The sequence below is a fragment of the Arthrobacter sp. ISL-95 genome (assembly GCF_018613695.1).
In the GTDB taxonomy this organism is placed as follows: domain Bacteria; phylum Actinomycetota; class Actinomycetes; order Actinomycetales; family Micrococcaceae; genus Arthrobacter.
The window spans coordinates 16,450-33,167 of record NZ_JAGGPR010000017.1 but is presented as its reverse complement, the minus strand read 5'-3'; the positions used below and the strand labels follow the sequence as shown (position 1 = coordinate 33,167).

Here is a 16,718-nt window from a genome sequence, read left to right as displayed (position 1 = left end):
AGCGCATGAGCAAGCTGACACCCACACCGGGCCAGACCGTTGGCCCGTTCTACGGCTACGCACTTCCCTTCAACAAGGACAACGAACTCCTGGCGCCCGGCAGCCCCGGCAGCATCCGCCTGCAGGGCACGGTGTACGACGGCTCCGGCAGCACTATCCCGGACGCCATCCTGGAAATCTGGCAGCCGGATTCCGACGGCAACATCGTCCAGCGCACCGGATCCCTGGTCCGCGATGGCTACACGTTCACCGGCTGGGGCCGCGGCTCAGTTGGCAACTCCGGCGTGTACACCTTCACCACGGTCAACCCCGGCCCGACGGCTCCCGGCGCGGCCGCGTTCATCTCGGTGGCCGTCTTCGCCCGCGGACTCATGAACCGACTCTTCACCCGCGTATACCTGCCGGAGAACGAGGAAGCTCTGGCCAACGATCCTCTGCTGAGCTCCCTGGACCCTGAGCGCCGCAAGACGCTCATTGCACGACGAGACCCCGACGGCGGCCTCACCTGGGACATCCGCCTGCAGGGCGGTGACGAGACCGTCTTCCTGGACTTCCAGCAGGACGGCTCGCTGGAAACCAGCGTCAACGCGGACCATTCAGCAAGGGAAAACCAGGCATGACCGACGGCGACTTCGGCCTCCTCAGCCCGGTATCGGCGTCGCCCGCTGTCGCGGCACTGACCGGCGACCGTGCCGTGATCGCGGCAATCCTCGACGTCGAAGCCTCCTGGGCTGCCGTCCTTGAGGAGGCGGGCCTCGTCCCCGCCGGATCCGCCGCTGTGGTGACCGAAGCCGCCCAAGCCGGTTCTTACGACGTTCTTTCTGTAGCGGAACGCGCCCAAGGTGGCGGAAACCCTGTGATTCCGCTGCTCGGAGACCTGCGCGCTCGCGTCCGGGAGTTGGACGCCTCCGGAATCGGCGCCGGTAAGGCTGTCCACGCCTCGCTGACCAGCCAGGACGTACTCGACTCCGCGCTCATGCTGCTCGCCAGCCGCACCGTTTCCGCGCTACTGGCAGACATAAAGGGCGCGACGACGGCGCTCGCCACCTTGGCGGGGCAGCATGCGGAAACGCTGTCCGTGGGCAGGAGCCTGACGCAGCACGCACTCCCTTACACGTTCGGGCTCAGGGCCGCACAGTGGTTCCAGGGCGTCGCGGCTGCGGCTGCTCGTCTGGAGTCCCTGGAGTTGCCGGTTCAGTTTGGCGGGGCTGGGGGAACGCTGGCGTCCGGGACCAAGTTGACGGCAGGCTCCGGCTCCACGCCGTTCACGTTGGCGGACTCCCTGGCCGCGAGCCTTGGCCTCGCAACCGCTCCCGCTCCGTGGCACACCAACCGGCTCGCAGTTACTGCCCTGGGCGATGCGTTGGCGGCGCTGCTGGATTCCTTCGGCAAGATCTCTGCGGACCTGCTTTTCCTGAGCCGCCCTGAAGTCGCTGAACTCGGCGAACCGTTGGCTGCCGGGCGGGGTGTTTCCTCAGCCATGCCGCAGAAGCAAAACCCCGTGCTGTCAGTGCTGATCCGCAGTGCCGCGTTGCAGGCTCCCGGTCTTGCATCGCAACTGCACCTCGCTGCGGCCACCTTCAACGACGAGCGGCCCGACGGTGCCTGGCACAGCGAATGGCCGGCACTTCGCCAGCTGCTGGCCTTGGCACTCGGAGCCGCTGGACACCTCCGCGAACTCACGGAAGGACTCCGGGTCTTCCCGGAGGCGATGCGTCGGAACGTTGAGATCTCGGGGCCGCTGCTCCTCAGCGAAGGCGTGTCGGCCGCCGTCGCCCCTCTTCTGGGCGAGGACGGAAAGCAGAAGCTGCAGGGCGTCGTCGACGAAACCCTCAAGGCGCCCGCCGCGGAACAGTCACGTATCTACACCAAGCTCCTGCGTGAAACGGTGCCTGCGGACAAGCTTTCCGACGCGGAGCTCGAGGCGCTTCTGGACCCAGCAAGCTACCTTGGCGAAGCCCAGGAGATCAGCCGCCGCATCCTCGCGACTTACCCCGAATTCGCAACATTTTCATCGAAGGGAGCCACTCGTGGCTAAGCCAATTGTCAAAGCCGTGCTGCTCTCCCCGCAGCGCGAATTGGGAACCAAGCCCCTGCTGGTCGTGGGACCGTCGCTGGGGACATCCACTGTCCTCTGGACCGAAACCGCGGCCCTCCTCGGCGATGACTATGACGTCATCGGCTGGGACCTCCCAGGACACGGCATCTCGCCAACCGTCACAGAAGGCTTCGACGTTGCGGAACTCGCGGACGCCGTCGTCGATCTTGTTGACTCAGTCTCGCCGGGCGCAAATTTCCACTACGCCGGTGTTTCGCTGGGCGGGGCAACCGGGTTGCAACTCGGCATCAAGCACGGCAACCGCCTCCGCAGCCTGTCCGTCCAGTGCAGCGGCGCCAAGCTGGGTACGCCGGAAGGCTGGCTGGAGCGTGCCGAGACGGTTCGCAAACTGGGCACGCCTGTGATGATCCAGGGCTCCGCGGAACGCTGGTTCGGCTCCGGTTTCTTGGACCGACAGCCGGAGATCAGCAGCCGCCTCCTGCACGCACTCCGCGATGCCGACCGCTTCGGCTATTCGTTCTGCTGCGAAGCCCTCGCCGCTTTCGACGTCCGTGAGCAGCTCGGCAGCATCACCGTCCCCACGCAGGTGATTGCCGGCGTCGAGGATTCAGTGGCACCGCCGTCGATGGCCAAATCTGTTGCCGCGGACATCACCGCCGGCGGCGGCACGGCTGAGGCTGTAGCCCTTGACGGTGTAGGCCACCTCGCACCCGCCGAGGCGCCAGCCGCCGTGGCTGAACTGATGCGCAACTTCATGAAGGAGAACGGACTGTGAGCTCAGTTTCCGAACACAATGGTGCCGTGCAGCCCGACGCCACTGCCCAGGACATTTACGACGCCGGCATGGCGGTTCGCCGGGAAGTGCTCGGCGATGCGCATGTGGACCGCGCCAACGCGGCCAAGGATTCCTTTACCGAGGACTACCAGGACATGATCACCAGGATCGCCTGGGGTGGCATCTGGACGCGGCCAGGCCTGAGCCGGCAAATGCGCTCCGCCGTCACCCTCACGGCGCTGGTGGCTCACGGTCACTGGGAGGAGCTGGCCATGCACGTCCGGGCAGCCCTCAACAACGGACTGAGCAGGGACGAGATCAAAGAGATCCTGCTGCAGACCGCCATTTATTGCAGTGTGCCGTCGGCCAATTCGGCCTTCAAAACGGCCCAAAAAGTCTTCGCCGAGATCGACGCATCCTCCACCCCCAATTAACCCCTCTACCCAACCAGGTCGCATTTAAGCGCGTTTAGACCCCTCAAAACGCGCACTATTGCGACTCAGTTGGGTAAAGAGAACGAAGGAAAACCCATGAACCAGGCTTTCGTGTACGACGCCGTGCGCACGCCCTTTGGCAAGTTCGGCTCCGGTCTTGCTGCTGTCCGTCCCGATGACCTTGCTGCCCACGTGGTCCGCGAGTCCGTTAAGCGTGCGCCGGGGTTGGATGTTGAGCGGATCGACGAGGTAGTGTTCGGCAACGCCAACGGTGCCGGCGAGGAAAACCGCAACGTTGCCCGCATGGCTACCCTGCTGGCCGGCCTGCCGGTTTCCATCCCCGGCACCTCGGTCAACCGTCTCTGCGGTTCCTCCCTGGACGCGGCGATTATTGCCTCCCGCCAGATCAACGCCGGCGACGCTGAGCTGATGCTGGTGGGTGGCGCCGAGTCCATGTCCCGTGCCCCCTGGGTGCTTCCGAAAACTTCCAAGCCGTACCCTGCCGGGGACATGACGTTGGCGTCCACCACGCTCGGTTGGCGTCTGGTGAACCCGGCCATGAACAAGGACTGGACCATCTCCCTGGGCGAGGCCACCGAACGGCTCCGCGAAAAGTACGGAATTACCCGTGAACGTCAGGACCAGTTCGCTGCGGACTCGCACAACCTGGCCGACGCCGCGTGGAACGAAGGGTTTTACGACAACCTGGTCTCGCAGGTTCCGGGCACGGATCTGGTCCGTGATGAGGGCATCCGTGCCGGTTCTTCGGCGGAGAAGCTGGGCGGTTTGAAGACGGTGTTCCGGGCTGAGTCAGGCGGGCCCGACGGCGGTACGGTCACCGCCGGTAACGCCTCGCCGTTGTCAGATGGTGCTTCGGCCGCGTGGATCGGTTCGGAAGCTGCTTCCTCAATGCTCGGTCTTGAACCCTTGGCCCGCATCGCAGGCCGTGGTGCGTACGGTAATGATCCTCAGTTCTTCGGCTACGCACCCGTCGAGGCCGCGAACAAGGCCCTCGCGAAGGCGGGCATCGGCTGGGACCAGGTGGGCGCCGTCGAGCTTAACGAAGCGTTCGCTGCGCAATCGCTGGCGTGTGTTGACGCGTGGGGGATTGACCCCGGAATCGTGAACCAGCATGGCGGCGCGATCGCGATGGGCCACCCGCTCGGTGCTTCCGGTACCCGCATCCTGGGCACGCTCGCCCGTTCCCTGCAGGCTTCCGGGCAGCGTTGGGGCGTGGCAGCGATCTGCATCGGTGTGGGCCAAGGCCTGGCCGTGGTGCTCGAAAACGTCACTGCCGGCGCGTCGGCGTAGAAGGGTAAAAAGTCATGCTGAATTTCATTGACACTGTGGGCGAGGCTGTCGCCGGCATCAAGGACGGTTCCACCGTGATGATCGGCGGGTTCGGCAACGCCGGGCAGCCGTTCGAACTGATCGATGCGCTGATGGATTGCGGCGCGAAGGACCTGACCGTGGTCAACAACAACGCAGGCCAAGGCGATCAGGGCCTGGCGCTGCTGATCAAGGAAGGCCGGGTCCGTAAAATGATCTGTTCCTTCCCCCGGCAGTCCGATTCCTGGCACTTCGACGCCAAGTTCCACGCCGGTGAGATCGAGCTTGAGCTCGTCCCGCAAGGCAACCTGGCTGAACGGATCCGCGCAGCAGGCGCCGGAATCGGCGGGTTCTTCACGCCGACCGGCTACGGCACCACCCTGGCTGAGGGCAAGGAAACCCGATTGCTGGACGGGAAATGGCAGGTGTTCGAAACTCCGATTCACGCCGACGTCGCCCTGATCAAGGCACTCAAAGCGGACGGCAAGGGCAACCTCGTCTACCGCAAAACCGCCCGCAACTTCGGCCCCATCATGGCCGCGGCGGCCAAGCACACCATTGTGCAGGTCTCCGAGATCGTGCCCACAGGTTCCCTGGATCCGGAAAACGTGGTGACCCCGGGGATTTACGTCAACAGCGTGGTCCGCGTCGATTCTGCCGACTCAAACAAAAAGGTGGCCTGATCATGAGCACCCAGACAAGCATCCAGACCTCGGAGAAGCCGCTGGGCCGCGACGAACTCGCCCGGTTGGTGGCCCGCGACATCGTCCCCGGCTCCTTCGTGAACTTGGGCATCGGCCAGCCGACACTCGTGTCCAACTACCTCACCGAGGAACAAAACATCACCCTCCACACGGAGAACGGGATGCTCGGCATGGGCCCCGCCGCTGAGGGCGACGAGATCGATGGTGACTTGATCAACGCCGGGAAGATCCCCGTCACCGAACTGCCGGGAGCCTCCTACTTCCATCACGCTGACTCGTTCGCGATCATGCGCGGCGGGCACCTGGACATTTGTGTCCTCGGCGCCTTCCAGGTCTCCGCCACGGGCGACCTCGCGAACTGGCACACCGGCGCCCCGGACGCCATCCCGGCCGTGGGTGGTGCGATGGACCTGGCCACCGGCGCCAAGGACGTGTTCGTGATGATGACGCTCCTGACCCGCGAAGGCGTGTCCAAGCTCGTGGAACAGTGCACCTATCCGCTGACCGGCGTCGGCTGCGTCACCCGCGTGTACACGGACAAGGCTGTGTTCCTCACAGGGCCCGACGGTGTCACCGTCCGCGAAACCTTCGGCTGCACCTTCGAAGAAATCCAGGAGCTCGTACCGCTGCCCCTCAAGAAGGTGTAGCAGACCCCGCAAGTTGGGCTCTCCCCGTTGTGAGGCCCGCTTTGCATCCCACCGCCTCCCTATCCTCGCAAGCTCGGTCAGGGAACCCGGGCGGCGTGGGCCCTGTCAAGGAATAACGCGCAGAGCGGGCCCCGCAACGCACCCTAGGATTGGTAACCATGACCGACTCCGCAGTTGCCCCGCAAGCCAGCGACCAGTATGTCCAGTCGCTGGCCCGGGGTCTGGCCGTGATCCGGGCCTTCGACGCGAACAACCCGGTGATGACCCTCAGCGAAGTGGCGGCCCGCACGGACCTGACGCGCGCCACGGCACGCCGTTTCCTGCATACCTTGGTTGAGCTCGGCTACGTCCGCACCGACGGGAAGACCTTCGCGCTTACAGCCAAGGTGCTGCAGCTTGGCTACTCGTACTTGTCGGCCTTGTCCCTACCGCAGCTGGCCCAGCCGCACCTTGAGCAGCTGAGCCTGAAGCTGGGTGAGTCCACGTCATCAGCGGTCTTGGACGGCCCGGACATCTTCTACGTGGCCAGGGTGGCCACACGCCGGATCATGAACGTTGGCATCACAGTTGGCACCCGCTTCCCCGCCTACGCCACGTCCATGGGGCGCGTCTTGCTGGCCGGATTGCCGCATGCCAAGTTCGAGGCCTACCTCTCGACGGCGGAACTGACGCCGATCACGCCGCGAACCGTCGCCAGCGTGCCCGACTTGAGGGCCGCCGTCGAGCAGGTCCGTGGGCAAGGGTGGTGTCTGCTGGACCAGGAACTGGAGATCGGGCTGATGTCCATCGCAGCGCCGGTGTGGAACCACAACAACGGCGACAACGTCGCGGCCATCAACGTGTCCCTGCAGGCCCAGGCTGTGGCCGCACAGGCTGACCCGGCGAAGTACCTCGACGCGGTCCGGCAGGAAGTCGTGGCCACTGCCAATGCCATCTCGCAGGACGTTTCCGCCAAGCACTGAGTACAGCCCTCAAATCCGACGCTACTTCCGGATTGCTGCCAACCGCGTCTCCAGGATCCGGCGCACCATCGAGTCCGGCACGGGGTTGTCCGCAGAAAACCGCAGCGTCCCCGGCGACCATGAGTAACCCCCAAGCTCCTCCGACATCTCCGGCAGGATCTGCCCGCTGAACGGGTACAGGGCCAGGTGTTTCTTCGTTTCGAGCACGCTCAGGAAGCCCTTGCCATCAACCAGCAGCGCGGGCATTCCGTAGCTGATGCCTTCTTCGGCGTCCGGGGCCAACTCGCGGGCGATCCCCACAATCCGCTCCAGAATGGAGCGGTTGGCTTCGCTGACGCCCTGAAGATATTCGGTGACGGTTCCCATAGGGACATGGTTCACCACGGGCACCTGAAAACTCCAGAGGTTTAGCGTTCCGGAATCACCGCGATGCCCTGGATTTCGATCAGGGCCTCTTTCTGCCAGAGGCGCGTGACGCCGATGCCGGCCATGGCAGGGTATTGGGAGCCCGCCATTTCGCGCCAGATGCGTCCGATTTCGCGGCCGTTGGCCATGTAGTCGTCCACATCGGTGAGGTAGATGGTCACGTTGACCAGGTCTTCGGGCTGCCCGCCGGCCTCGCGCAGGGTAGTGATGACGTTGGAGAACGCCTGTGTGAACTGCTCTACGATGCCGCCGGGAACGATGTTCATGTTCTTGTCCAAGGCAGTCTGTCCACCCAGGAAAACCGTGTTCCCGGCGAGAGTGCCGTGCGCGAAACCCGATGGTTTGGGCAGCGATTCCGGGTTGATCGTTGTGTGGCTCATGCTGTTCCTCCTCGTTGTGGCAACTGCAAAAACTTTTGGAAAGCCTCTGTGCAGATCATTTCCGCCGTGCTACGTTGAGCATATGTGACGATCGTAAAAAAGTCGACACATCACAAAATCTCGAAGGGAACCCGCAATGAAACTAGCCACTTTGCGCACGGCCGGCGGAAGTACGACGGCGGCACTCGCCACGGGCGCCGAGTCTTACCTCACGTTGCCTGCACTGGACGTCGGGGCTCTCCTGGCCCAGCCGGACTGGCGGTTGGTCGTCGAGAAGGCGGCGGGGGCAGCCGACCAGCAGATCATCGCGGCAGCTGATGCTGACCTCGCTCCGCTCCTTCCCCACGCCGGCAAAGTCATCTGCTGCGGCCTGAACTACGGGGACCACATTCAGGAAATGGGCCGCGACCTTCCCGAATACCCAACACTGTTCGCCAAGTACGCGGACACCTTGGTCGGTGCGGATGACGCCGTAGAAGTCCACGGCAGCGGCCGCGTCGACTGGGAAGCCGAGCTCGCCGTCGTCGTCGGTGCTGAACTGTTCCGCGCGGACGAAGACCAAGCCCGTGAGGCAATTGCCGGATACACGGTCGCCAACGACGTTTCCATGCGCGACTGGCAGAACCGGACGCTGCAATGGTTCCAGGGCAAGGCTTGGGACGCCACCACCCCGGTGGGGCCGGTCATGCTGACGGCGGACGAGGCCGGTCAGAGCTTCGGGGTCCGCGGTTACGTCAACGGCGAGCTGGTGCAGGAGGGAAACACCAGCACTTTGGTGTTCGGCCCGGCCCAGCTGCTGTCCTACATCTCGAAATTCACCGTGCTGCGCCCCGGTGACCTTGTCCTCACCGGAACGCCCGGGGGAGTGGGCATGGGAATGACCCCGCCACGCTTCCTCAAGGACGGCGACGTCCTTACCACCGAAATCGACGGGATCGGCCGGCTGGAAAACCAGTTCCGGATCCACGTGCCCGTCCCGGCCAACGCCTGAAAAGCGCCACACAAAGGAGAGACCCATGAGCCAGACCACCACCGAATACCGCCTCGAAGGCGATAACTCCATCTACGCCCAGGCAGACGGCAAGGTAGTTCCGGTCGTCACCCGCGCCGGCGCGGAGGACAGCAACACCGCGCAGTCCGGCGATTGCATCCGCGTCTCCGGCGTGAGCATCCAGCACACGCCGGCAACAAAGATCTGGTTCGGCCAGGTGTCCAACACCCCGGGCTACCGCTCGCTCCCGCACCACCACGGCGAGGCTGAGACCGGCGGTTACGTACTTCGCGGGCACGGTCGGATCTACTTCGGCGAAAACTACTCGGAGTTCATTGATATGAAAGCCGGTGACTGGGTTTTCGTGCCGCCGTTCATGCCACACGTTGAAGCCAACATGTCCATCACCGAAGAACTCGTCTGGCTCACCGCGCGCACCCCGGAGAACCTGGTGGTCAACCTCGAGGACGTAGCCGACGAAACCCTCGCCGACTACCGCCGGGCCTAAGCCATGATCACTGGAACCCTGACGTCCGAGACGTTCCTCAAGGCAGTTGAACTCACGCCCATAACGGCCGAGGTGTTCGACGAAGCCTATGAAGCAACCACCCAGTCCGTGCCGTGGCCAAAAGCCTATGGTGGAGACATGGTGGCACAGGCTGCGGCCGCAATGATGCGGTCCGTTGATGCTGACAGGACTCTGCACTCGATGCACAGCTACTTCATGCGTCCGGTGGATATCGGTTCCAGTGTCCGCTACGAAGTGGAGCGCTTGCGGGACGGCCGCGGGTACTCCACCCGCACTGTCCGCGGCTTCCAGAACGGCAAGCCCGTCTACGCGGCCATGGGTTCGTTCCAGGTTCCCGAAAACGGCCCGGACTTCCAGCCGGAGGCTCCTGCCGCCGTCGAGCCTGAATCGCTGCGGACCGCGGCCGAAGCGCTGGAAGGAACCGAGGGTCCCGCCGCGGACTACTGGTCCACGGGACGCAGCTTCGATATGCGGCATATTCCAGGACCGGTATATATCGAACTTGAAGGTGGCTCGGTCCCGCAACAGGCGATATGGGTCAAGGCCTTCGACGCCCTGCCTGACGACGCCGACCTCCACCGCACAGCGTTGGCTTACGTCTGTGATTACACGATTCTGGAGCCGCTGCTCCGGGTAAACGGCCTCAACTGGTCCAGCCCGGGACTTGCCACTGCCAGCCTGGACCACTCCATGTGGTTCCACCGCGATGGCCGCGCCGACGACTGGGTGCTGTACGCCCAGGACGCCATTTCCGGTCAAAGCAACAGGGGTCTCGCCATGGGCCGCTTCTTCGATCGCCAAGGAAGGCTGCTCGCCACGGTGGCCCAAGAGGGCATGATCCGCGCGGGCGCCTGAACAGCTTTTTTTGGACCCCACTATTCATCCGCTTCAACGACGCACCACTGAAAGGAACGGCCATGAGCATGATGCCATCGGCCCACGTGGACACGTTCACCCGCGACCACTTGCCGCCCGCCGAAACCTGGCCTGCGCTTGAATTCACCCTCCCCGAACTTCAATACCCGGAGCGGCTCAACGCTGCTGCCGTGCTGATCGACGACGCTGTCGAGCAGTTCGGCGCAGACCGCCCTGCCCTGTGGACACCCGACGGCTCTGTCTGGACCTATGGTCAGCTCCAGCAGCGCTCCAACCAGGTGGCCCAGGTCCTCACCGAAGACCTCGGTGTTGTGCCGGGCAACCGCGTGTTGCTGCGCGGCCCCAACAACCCGTGGATCGTGGCTGCCTGGCTCGGCGTGCTGAAAGCCGGCGCCGTAGTGGTCACCACAATGCCCATGCTGCGCTCCACGGAGGTTGCCACCCTGATCGGCCTCACCAAGCCGGTGGTGGCCATCTCTGATCACCGTTTCGTGGACGAGCTCGCCATTGCCGCAGGTGATGAGGTGAAGGTCCTGACGTACGGGGCCGGCAACGGACCCGACGACGACGGCGACCTCGCCTCCCGCTGCGAGCACAAGAGCGGCAAGTTCACGGCTGTGGACACAGCCGCGGACGACGTTGCCTTGTTGGGCCCGACGTCGGGCACCACCGGTGTGCCGAAGGTGACCATGCATTTCCACCGGGACGTCCTGGCCAATGCGGACACCTTTGCCCGGTACATCCTGGAGCCCACCGCCGATGACGTGTTCGCAGGTTCGCCGCCGTTGGCCTTCACGTTCGGACTTGGCGGTTTGGTGGTCTTCCCGCTCCGCTTCGGCGCGTCCTCCCTCCTGACGGAGAAGGCCGGACCCGTGGAACTGGCTGAAGCCGCAGCAGCTGCCGGGGCCAGCATCCTCTTCACTGCACCCACGGCCTACCGGGCGATCCTGAAAGAGAAGCGCGGAGACCTCCTCCGGGGCCTGCGTATGGCAGTCTCCGCGGGAGAGCACCTTTCCAAGGAAACCTGGGAAGCCGTGCATGAAGCTACAGGTTTGCGGCTGGTCAACGGGATCGGTGCCACGGAGATGCTGCACGTCTTCATTTCCGCGGCTGGGGAAGATATCCGCCCCGGGACCACCGGCCGCGCGGTGCCGGGTTTCCGAGCCACCATCCTGGACGATGACGGCAACGAACTCGGTCCGAACAGCATCGGCCGCCTGGCCGTGATCGGCCCCACCGGATGCCGCTACCTGGATGATGCCAGGCAGGCAAACTACGTGGTCCGCGGCTGGAACGTCACCGGCGATACGTTCTCCATGGACGCCGACGGGTACTTCACTTACCAGGCCCGCTCGGACAACATGATCGTCTCTTCCGGCTACAACATCGGTGCGCCCGAGGTTGAAACGGCCATTGACCAGCACCCGGACGTCGTGGAAAACGCGGTCATCGGGGTGCCGGATGAAGAGCGTGGCAGCATCGTCTGCGCGTTCATCGTCCTGCGCGAAGGCGTCACCGGCGATGCCACCAAGCGCAAAGAGATCCAGGACTTCGTGAAGCAGACCATCGCCCCGTACAAGTACCCCCGGGACGTCCGCTTCGTTACTGAACTTCCACGCAATCCCAGCGGCAAACTCCAGCATTTCAAGCTCCGCGACGGCCTTCTGAAGGCGAACGCGAGCAAGACCGAACAACTTACCCCCGCCGGCCAGAGCCAGGCCTGAGAAGGAGCACACCCATGAAAATCGCAATCGTTGGAGGCGGCCCCGGCGGCCTGTACTTCGCAGCACTGATGAAGCAGCTGGACCCGTCGCACGACATCACCCTGTGGGAACGCAACGCTGCCAGCGACACCTTTGGCTTCGGGGTCGTATTCTCCGATGAGACCCTGGGCGGCATCGGCAATGCCGACCCCGTGGTGGCTGAATACATGAGCCGCCGCTTCGCACGATGGTCCGATATCGACATCCACTTCCGCGACCAGATGATCACGGTGGGCGGCCAGGGCTTCGCTGCCATGAGCCGCAAGGAACTGCTGGAACTGCTCCAGCGCCGTTGCATCGAACTGAACGTCGACGTGCGCTTCAGCACCTTGGCCCCGGCCGTTGAGGAACTTGAAGCCAACTACGATCTTGTTCTTGCTGCGGACGGCATTAACTCGCAGATCCGCGCAAAGTACGCTGAGTCCTTCAAGCCGAACCTGGACCCGCGAACCAACAAGTTCATGTGGCTTGGTACGGATCAGGTGTTTGAGGCCTTCAAGTTCTTCGTAAAGGAAACCGAGTGGGGCGTCATGCAGATCCACGGGTACCCGTACTCGGATGAGGGCTCCACGTTCATCGTGGAAATGCACCAGGACGTGTGGCACGCGGCCGGCTTCGACGAAACCGCCAACGAGGTCTTCCCTCCCGGCGTCTCGGACGAGAAGGCAATCGCCAAAATCCGCGAGATCTTCGCCGAGGAACTGAACGGCTACGAGGTCCTCACCAACAACTCCAAGTGGATCAACTTCACCACGGTCCGCAACGAGAACTGGCGCCACAACAACGTAGTGCTGCTGGGCGACGCCGCCCACACGGCCCACTTCTCCATTGGTTCGGGCACCAAGCTGGCCATGGAGGACTCGCTGGCACTGGCCGCATGCCTGCACGAGCACCCGGACGTGGAGTCTGCACTGGCTGCGTACGAGGCAGAGCGCCGGCCCGTGGTCGCGTCCACCCAGCGCGCAGCACAGGCGTCCCTTGAATGGTTCGAGCGGATCGGCCAGTACAAGGACCAGGACCCCACGCAGTTTGCGTTCAACCTGCTCACCCGCAGCCGCCGCATCACTCAGGAAAATCTGCGTCTGCGCGATCCCAGGTTCGCTGATGCCGTGGACCGCGGCTTTGCTGAATCCCAGGGCCTCGCGGAGGTGGCTCCGGCCATGTTCCAGCCTTTCCGTATCGGCGGGCTGGAGCTGAAGAACCGCATTGTGGTCTCCCCGATGGACATGTACTCAGCTACTGACGGCGTCCCGGGTGATTTCCACAAGGTCCACCTCGGCTCCAAGGCTCTCGGCGGTGCCGGCCTGGTCATGACTGAAATGGTCTGCGTCTCCGCAGCCGGCCGTATCACCCCCGGCTGCAGCGGCCTCTACACGGATGATCAGCGCGACAGCTGGAAGGAAATCGTGGACTTCGTTCACGGCCGTTCCACCGCCAAGATCGGCGCCCAGCTGGGCCACTCCGGCCGCAAGGGCTCCACCAAACTCATGTGGGAAGGCATCGACCAGCCGCTCGAGTCCGGCAACTGGACCGCCGTCGGGCCCTCTGCCCTGCCGTACAGCCCTGAAAACCAGACCCCTGTGGAGCTGGATCGTGCCGGCATGGACGCCATCAAGGCCGAGTTCGTCGCTTCCACAGTCCGTGCCGATGAGGCGGGCTTCGACCTCCTTGAGATTCACGCCGCCCACGGCTACCTGCTCTCATCCTTCCTTTCGCCGGTCTCCAACAAGCGCACCGACGAGTACGGTGGCAGCTTGGAGAACCGGCTGCGGTTCCCGCTTGAAGTGTTCGACGCCGTTCGCGCGGCTTGGCCTGCCAGCAAGCCGGTGACGGTCCGCATCTCCGCCACCGACTGGATCGAGGGCGGCAACACCTCCGACGATTCCGTGGAAATCGCACGCGCCTTCGTGGCACACGGCGCGGCCGGTTTGGATGTTTCCACCGGACAGGTGGCCAAGGAAGAAAAGCCCGCGTTCGGCCGCAGCTACCAAACGCCGTTCGCCGACCGCATCCGTCAGGAAGTTGCCGCACCGGCAGGCGTGGCTGTGATCGCCGTCGGCGCTATCTCCACCTACGACGACGTGAACTCCATCCTCCTCGCGGGCCGCGCGGACCTAATCGCCTTGGGCCGTACGCACCTTTACGATCCCCAGTGGACCCTGCATGCTGCAGCCGAACAGGAATACCAGGGCCCCGGCGCCCAGTGGATCCCGCAGTTCCGCGCGGGCCGCCGCAAGCCGCCGAGCTCGCGCACTGACGCCGTCCGTCCCCGGCTCTCGCTGCTCAAGGAAGCGGATATCCAAGAGGCCAACACCCACCTGCGCTGGACCCCTGAGTCCGCTGCGGCATCGGTTTTGGTGAAATAGCCATGGCCACCGCACCCATCAACGACTGGAACGTGCCCAAGAAGACCACCGGCCTGGTGCTGTTCTGCTGTTGGCTCGCGATCCTCGCCGAAGGCTACGACGTTGGCGTCCTCGGAGCCATCCTTCCCGCACTTGCCGAGTACAAGGAATGGAACCTCAGCCCGCTGGCACTCGGCGGTCTCGGTTCATATGCTTTGATCGGCATGCTTATTGGCGCCCTGTTCATCGGCACTCTCAGCGACCTTGTTGGCCGTAAAAAGATGCTCCTGGCCTCCATGGTGATCTTCACGATCACCCAAGTCGGTGCTGCATGGGCTCCGACGCCGGAGCTCTTTGGCATCTTCAGGCTCATCGGCGGGTTGGGCATGGGCGGTGTCATTCCGGTGGCAGCGGCCCTGACCATTGAATACTCGGCGCCCAACAAGCGGTCCTACAACTATGGCCTGATGTACTCCGGCTACTCACTGGGCATTGTTGCAGCCGCCTTGGCCGCGCTGTTCGTCCTGCCTATGGGTGGCTGGCGCGCCGTCATCGCCATAGGTGCTGCACCGGTGGTGCTGATTCCGATCATCTGGAAGTTCCTGCCCGAATCCCTGGAATTCCTGGAGTCAAAGGGCCGGAAGTCCGAGGCCAAGGCTTTGGCCGCCAAGTTGAACATCGCCAACTACACGCCGGTTGTCCCCGTAGCTCCCGTAGCCGGTATGCAGGCAGATCCGTGGTGGAGAACCATTACAACCATGTTCTCGCGTAAGTACCTGCGCTCAACGGTGTTCTTCTGGATCTCCCTGTTCTGCGGTTTGGTCCTGGTGTACGGCCTAAACACATGGCTGCCGAGCATCATGAAGAAGGCTGGCTACGATCTGGGCTCGTCCCTGACGTTCCTTCTGGTCTTCAGCCTTGCTTCCGCGATCGGTGGCCTGCTTTTGGGCCGGGCTGCGGACAAGTACGGCAAAAAGCTCATCCTGGTGGTGTTCTACATTCTGGGCGGCCTGGGCATTATGCTCTTGGTCTTCCCCAACACCATGGTGGTCAACCTGCTGTTCGTGGCCTTCGCCGGCGTAGGTTCCATCTCCACGTCGCTGGTCCTGACCGGTTACATCGCCGACTACTATCCTGCCAAGGTCCGTGGCACGGCAACGGGCTGGGCGTTGAGCTTCGCCCGCTTGGGTGCTATTTCCGGGCCGTTGATCGGTGGCTGGATCGCAGGTTCCAAGCTGCCCTTCGAAGCCAACTTCGCGATCTTCGCCGGCATTGCAGTTTTGGCCGCGGGTGCCGTGGCGATGATTCCGAAGCCACAGCCGGAGGTGCCTGTTGCCGCCGTCGACGTCGATCCCGACGACGCCACCGTCGGCGCCCGCTAGGAGAATTATGGACAAGTTTCCGGAGGCGTGCGTCGAGCGAACGGTGGAATGGGTGGATACCGACGCCTCCGGACACCAGCACAACTCGGCCATCCTGCGCTGGGTTGAGGCTGCGGAGGCCGAGCTCTTCCGGTCGCTGGAGTTGCCTGACTACTTCCCCAGCGCTCCGCGTGTGCAGCAAGTCATCAACTACAAGGCCAAGTTGTGGTTCGGTCAGCGCATCACCGCCACGGTTAAGGTCAGCGCGCTCGGCAGGACCTCGCTGACCATGGCTTTCGACGTAACGTCCGACGCCGGTGAGGTCGCCGCGTACGGGACAGTCACCGCCGTGCACGTCCCCAACGGCACCGCCACTGCAGAGCCTTGGCCGGAGCATTTCGTCAAGGCCCTGCAGGGGTCCTGACCCTTCCCGCCGAGATGGCAGTTGATGACAATATTAAGAGCTGGGACTCTCATTAACTGCCGTCTCGGCGAGTGTTTGTAGGACGCGCGGGGTGGGTCCCTAGCGCAGGCCCTTGAGGATGTTCTTGGGCCGCTGCATCTCGCCGTGCTTGGCGCCAAGAATGATCACCCAGGCCGCGAATGCCGGAATGGCCCACTGGAGTGCCTTCAGCTGGGTCTGGGCGGTTTTCAACTCATTTGATGCCCCGGCGCGCGGTTCCGTGGCACCCTCGGCGCCTTCTTCGGAGAGCTCGTCCACCTTCTTGCCCACAACACCTGCATAGAGGGTGACGGCAGCTCCACCCAAGGTCACCACCGTCTTGTAGACGGTGTTTGCGGCGACATTGTCCTGCTTGGCGATCCGGCCCTTGTTCTCCCAGGCGATGGCCAGATCCGAAGCCAGATGTCCGGCGAAAGCTGCTGTTTGAACCGGAGCCCATTTTCCCCAGCCCTTGCTGGAGAGGCGGGTGCGCTCGGTGGGGTCTTTCGCTTCTGCGGCGGCACCGTTAAGTCCGATGGCACCCATCAGGGAGCCGCCGAACCATGCCGCGGCGGTGAGGTCGTGAATGGAGCGGGCTACGAGATTTCCTGCCATGATGTGCTTCCTATCGTTGATACGGAAAGGACCTTCCGAGGCGGTGTAGCCTCGAATCAGCGTGTCTCCATAGTAAGCAC

General features: G+C 63.8%; 18 protein-coding genes. 15 read left to right on the top strand and 3 right to left on the bottom strand.

Annotation, left to right across the window (positions count from 1 at the left end):
- The first annotated feature begins 5 nt into the window (after nt 1-5).
- From pcaG to J7I86_RS20260, 8 genes are all read left to right on the top strand, one after another.
- Entirely contained in the window at nt 6-620 is a 615-nt protein-coding gene (pcaG, locus tag J7I86_RS20295; protein ID WP_214822666.1) for a protocatechuate 3,4-dioxygenase subunit alpha, read from the top strand.
- Complete coding sequence (locus tag J7I86_RS20290; RefSeq protein WP_214822665.1) at nt 617-2,038, top strand: lyase family protein; 1,422 nt, start codon at nt 617-619, stop codon at nt 2,036-2,038. The genes pcaG and J7I86_RS20290 overlap by 4 nt, the downstream gene beginning before the upstream one ends.
- Nucleotides 2,031-2,834 (top strand): alpha/beta fold hydrolase, encoded by an 804-nt coding sequence (locus J7I86_RS20285; RefSeq protein WP_214822664.1) that lies wholly within the window; start codon nt 2,031-2,033, stop codon nt 2,832-2,834. Before J7I86_RS20290 ends, J7I86_RS20285 begins: the two co-directional genes overlap by 8 nt.
- Nucleotides 2,831-3,268, top strand: a complete 438-nt coding sequence (gene pcaC / locus J7I86_RS20280; protein WP_214822663.1) for a 4-carboxymuconolactone decarboxylase — start codon at nt 2,831-2,833, stop codon at nt 3,266-3,268. Before J7I86_RS20285 ends, pcaC begins: the two co-directional genes overlap by 4 nt.
- A 96-nt stretch (nt 3,269-3,364) precedes the next feature.
- Nucleotides 3,365-4,579 (top strand): thiolase family protein, encoded by a 1,215-nt coding sequence (locus J7I86_RS20275; protein WP_214822662.1) that lies wholly within the window; start codon nt 3,365-3,367, stop codon nt 4,577-4,579.
- 14 nt (nt 4,580-4,593) lie between these two features.
- Nucleotides 4,594-5,280 carry a 3-oxoacid CoA-transferase subunit A gene (locus tag J7I86_RS20270; protein WP_214822661.1) on the top strand — a complete coding sequence of 229 codons (687 nt, stop codon included), beginning with the start codon at nt 4,594-4,596 and terminating at the stop codon, nt 5,278-5,280.
- Between the two features lie 2 nt (nt 5,281-5,282).
- Nucleotides 5,283-5,948 carry a 3-oxoacid CoA-transferase subunit B gene (locus tag J7I86_RS20265; protein ID WP_214822660.1) on the top strand — a complete coding sequence of 222 codons (666 nt, stop codon included), beginning with the start codon at nt 5,283-5,285 and terminating at the stop codon, nt 5,946-5,948.
- 158 nt (nt 5,949-6,106) lie between these two features.
- The gene (locus tag J7I86_RS20260; RefSeq protein ID WP_214822659.1) at nt 6,107-6,910 is read left to right on the top strand and encodes an IclR family transcriptional regulator C-terminal domain-containing protein; all 804 of its coding nucleotides are present in this window, start codon (nt 6,107-6,109) and stop codon (nt 6,908-6,910) included.
- A gap of 21 nt (nt 6,911-6,931) precedes the next feature.
- On the opposite strand, the gene J7I86_RS20255 is transcribed toward J7I86_RS20260, so the two are convergent.
- On the bottom strand, nt 6,932-7,276 hold the full coding sequence (locus tag J7I86_RS20255; RefSeq protein WP_214822658.1) for an iron chaperone: 345 nt from the start codon (nt 7,274-7,276) through the stop codon (nt 6,932-6,934).
- 41 nt (nt 7,277-7,317) lie between these two features.
- Nucleotides 7,318-7,716, bottom strand: coding sequence for a RidA family protein (locus J7I86_RS20250; RefSeq protein WP_214822657.1), 399 nt, complete (start codon nt 7,714-7,716; stop codon nt 7,318-7,320).
- 136 nt (nt 7,717-7,852) lie between these two features.
- On the opposite strand from J7I86_RS20250, the gene J7I86_RS20245 reads away from it, so the two are divergent.
- The 7 genes from J7I86_RS20245 (at nt 7,853) to J7I86_RS20215 (ending at nt 16,005) form a co-directional block, all read left to right on the top strand.
- Nucleotides 7,853-8,707 (top strand): fumarylacetoacetate hydrolase family protein, encoded by an 855-nt coding sequence (locus J7I86_RS20245; RefSeq protein WP_214822656.1) that lies wholly within the window; start codon nt 7,853-7,855, stop codon nt 8,705-8,707.
- A 25-nt stretch (nt 8,708-8,732) separates the two neighbouring features.
- A complete protein-coding gene (locus J7I86_RS20240; protein WP_214822655.1) occupies nt 8,733-9,215 on the top strand; it encodes a cupin domain-containing protein in 483 nt (160 codons plus the stop codon).
- Between the two features lie 3 nt (nt 9,216-9,218).
- Complete coding sequence (locus J7I86_RS20235; protein WP_214822654.1) at nt 9,219-10,091, top strand: acyl-CoA thioesterase II; 873 nt, start codon at nt 9,219-9,221, stop codon at nt 10,089-10,091.
- A 62-nt stretch (nt 10,092-10,153) separates the two neighbouring features.
- Nucleotides 10,154-11,836: an AMP-binding protein gene (locus J7I86_RS20230; RefSeq protein ID WP_214822653.1), complete on the top strand. Its 1,683-nt coding sequence runs from the start codon at nt 10,154-10,156 to the stop codon at nt 11,834-11,836.
- 14 nt (nt 11,837-11,850) lie between these two features.
- The gene (locus J7I86_RS20225) at nt 11,851-14,241 is read left to right on the top strand and encodes a bifunctional salicylyl-CoA 5-hydroxylase/oxidoreductase (protein ID WP_214822652.1); all 2,391 of its coding nucleotides are present in this window, start codon (nt 11,851-11,853) and stop codon (nt 14,239-14,241) included.
- Between the two features lie 2 nt (nt 14,242-14,243).
- The gene (locus J7I86_RS20220; protein ID WP_214822651.1) at nt 14,244-15,602 is read left to right on the top strand and encodes an aromatic acid/H+ symport family MFS transporter; all 1,359 of its coding nucleotides are present in this window, start codon (nt 14,244-14,246) and stop codon (nt 15,600-15,602) included.
- A gap of 7 nt (nt 15,603-15,609) precedes the next feature.
- The gene (locus J7I86_RS20215; protein WP_214822650.1) at nt 15,610-16,005 is read left to right on the top strand and encodes a thioesterase family protein; all 396 of its coding nucleotides are present in this window, start codon (nt 15,610-15,612) and stop codon (nt 16,003-16,005) included.
- Nucleotides 16,006-16,104: 99 nt separating this feature from the next.
- Here J7I86_RS20215 and J7I86_RS20210 read toward each other — a convergent pair whose 3' ends face one another.
- Nucleotides 16,105-16,638, bottom strand: coding sequence for a hypothetical protein (locus J7I86_RS20210; protein ID WP_214822649.1), 534 nt, complete (start codon nt 16,636-16,638; stop codon nt 16,105-16,107).
- Nucleotides 16,639-16,718 lie beyond the last annotated feature (80 nt).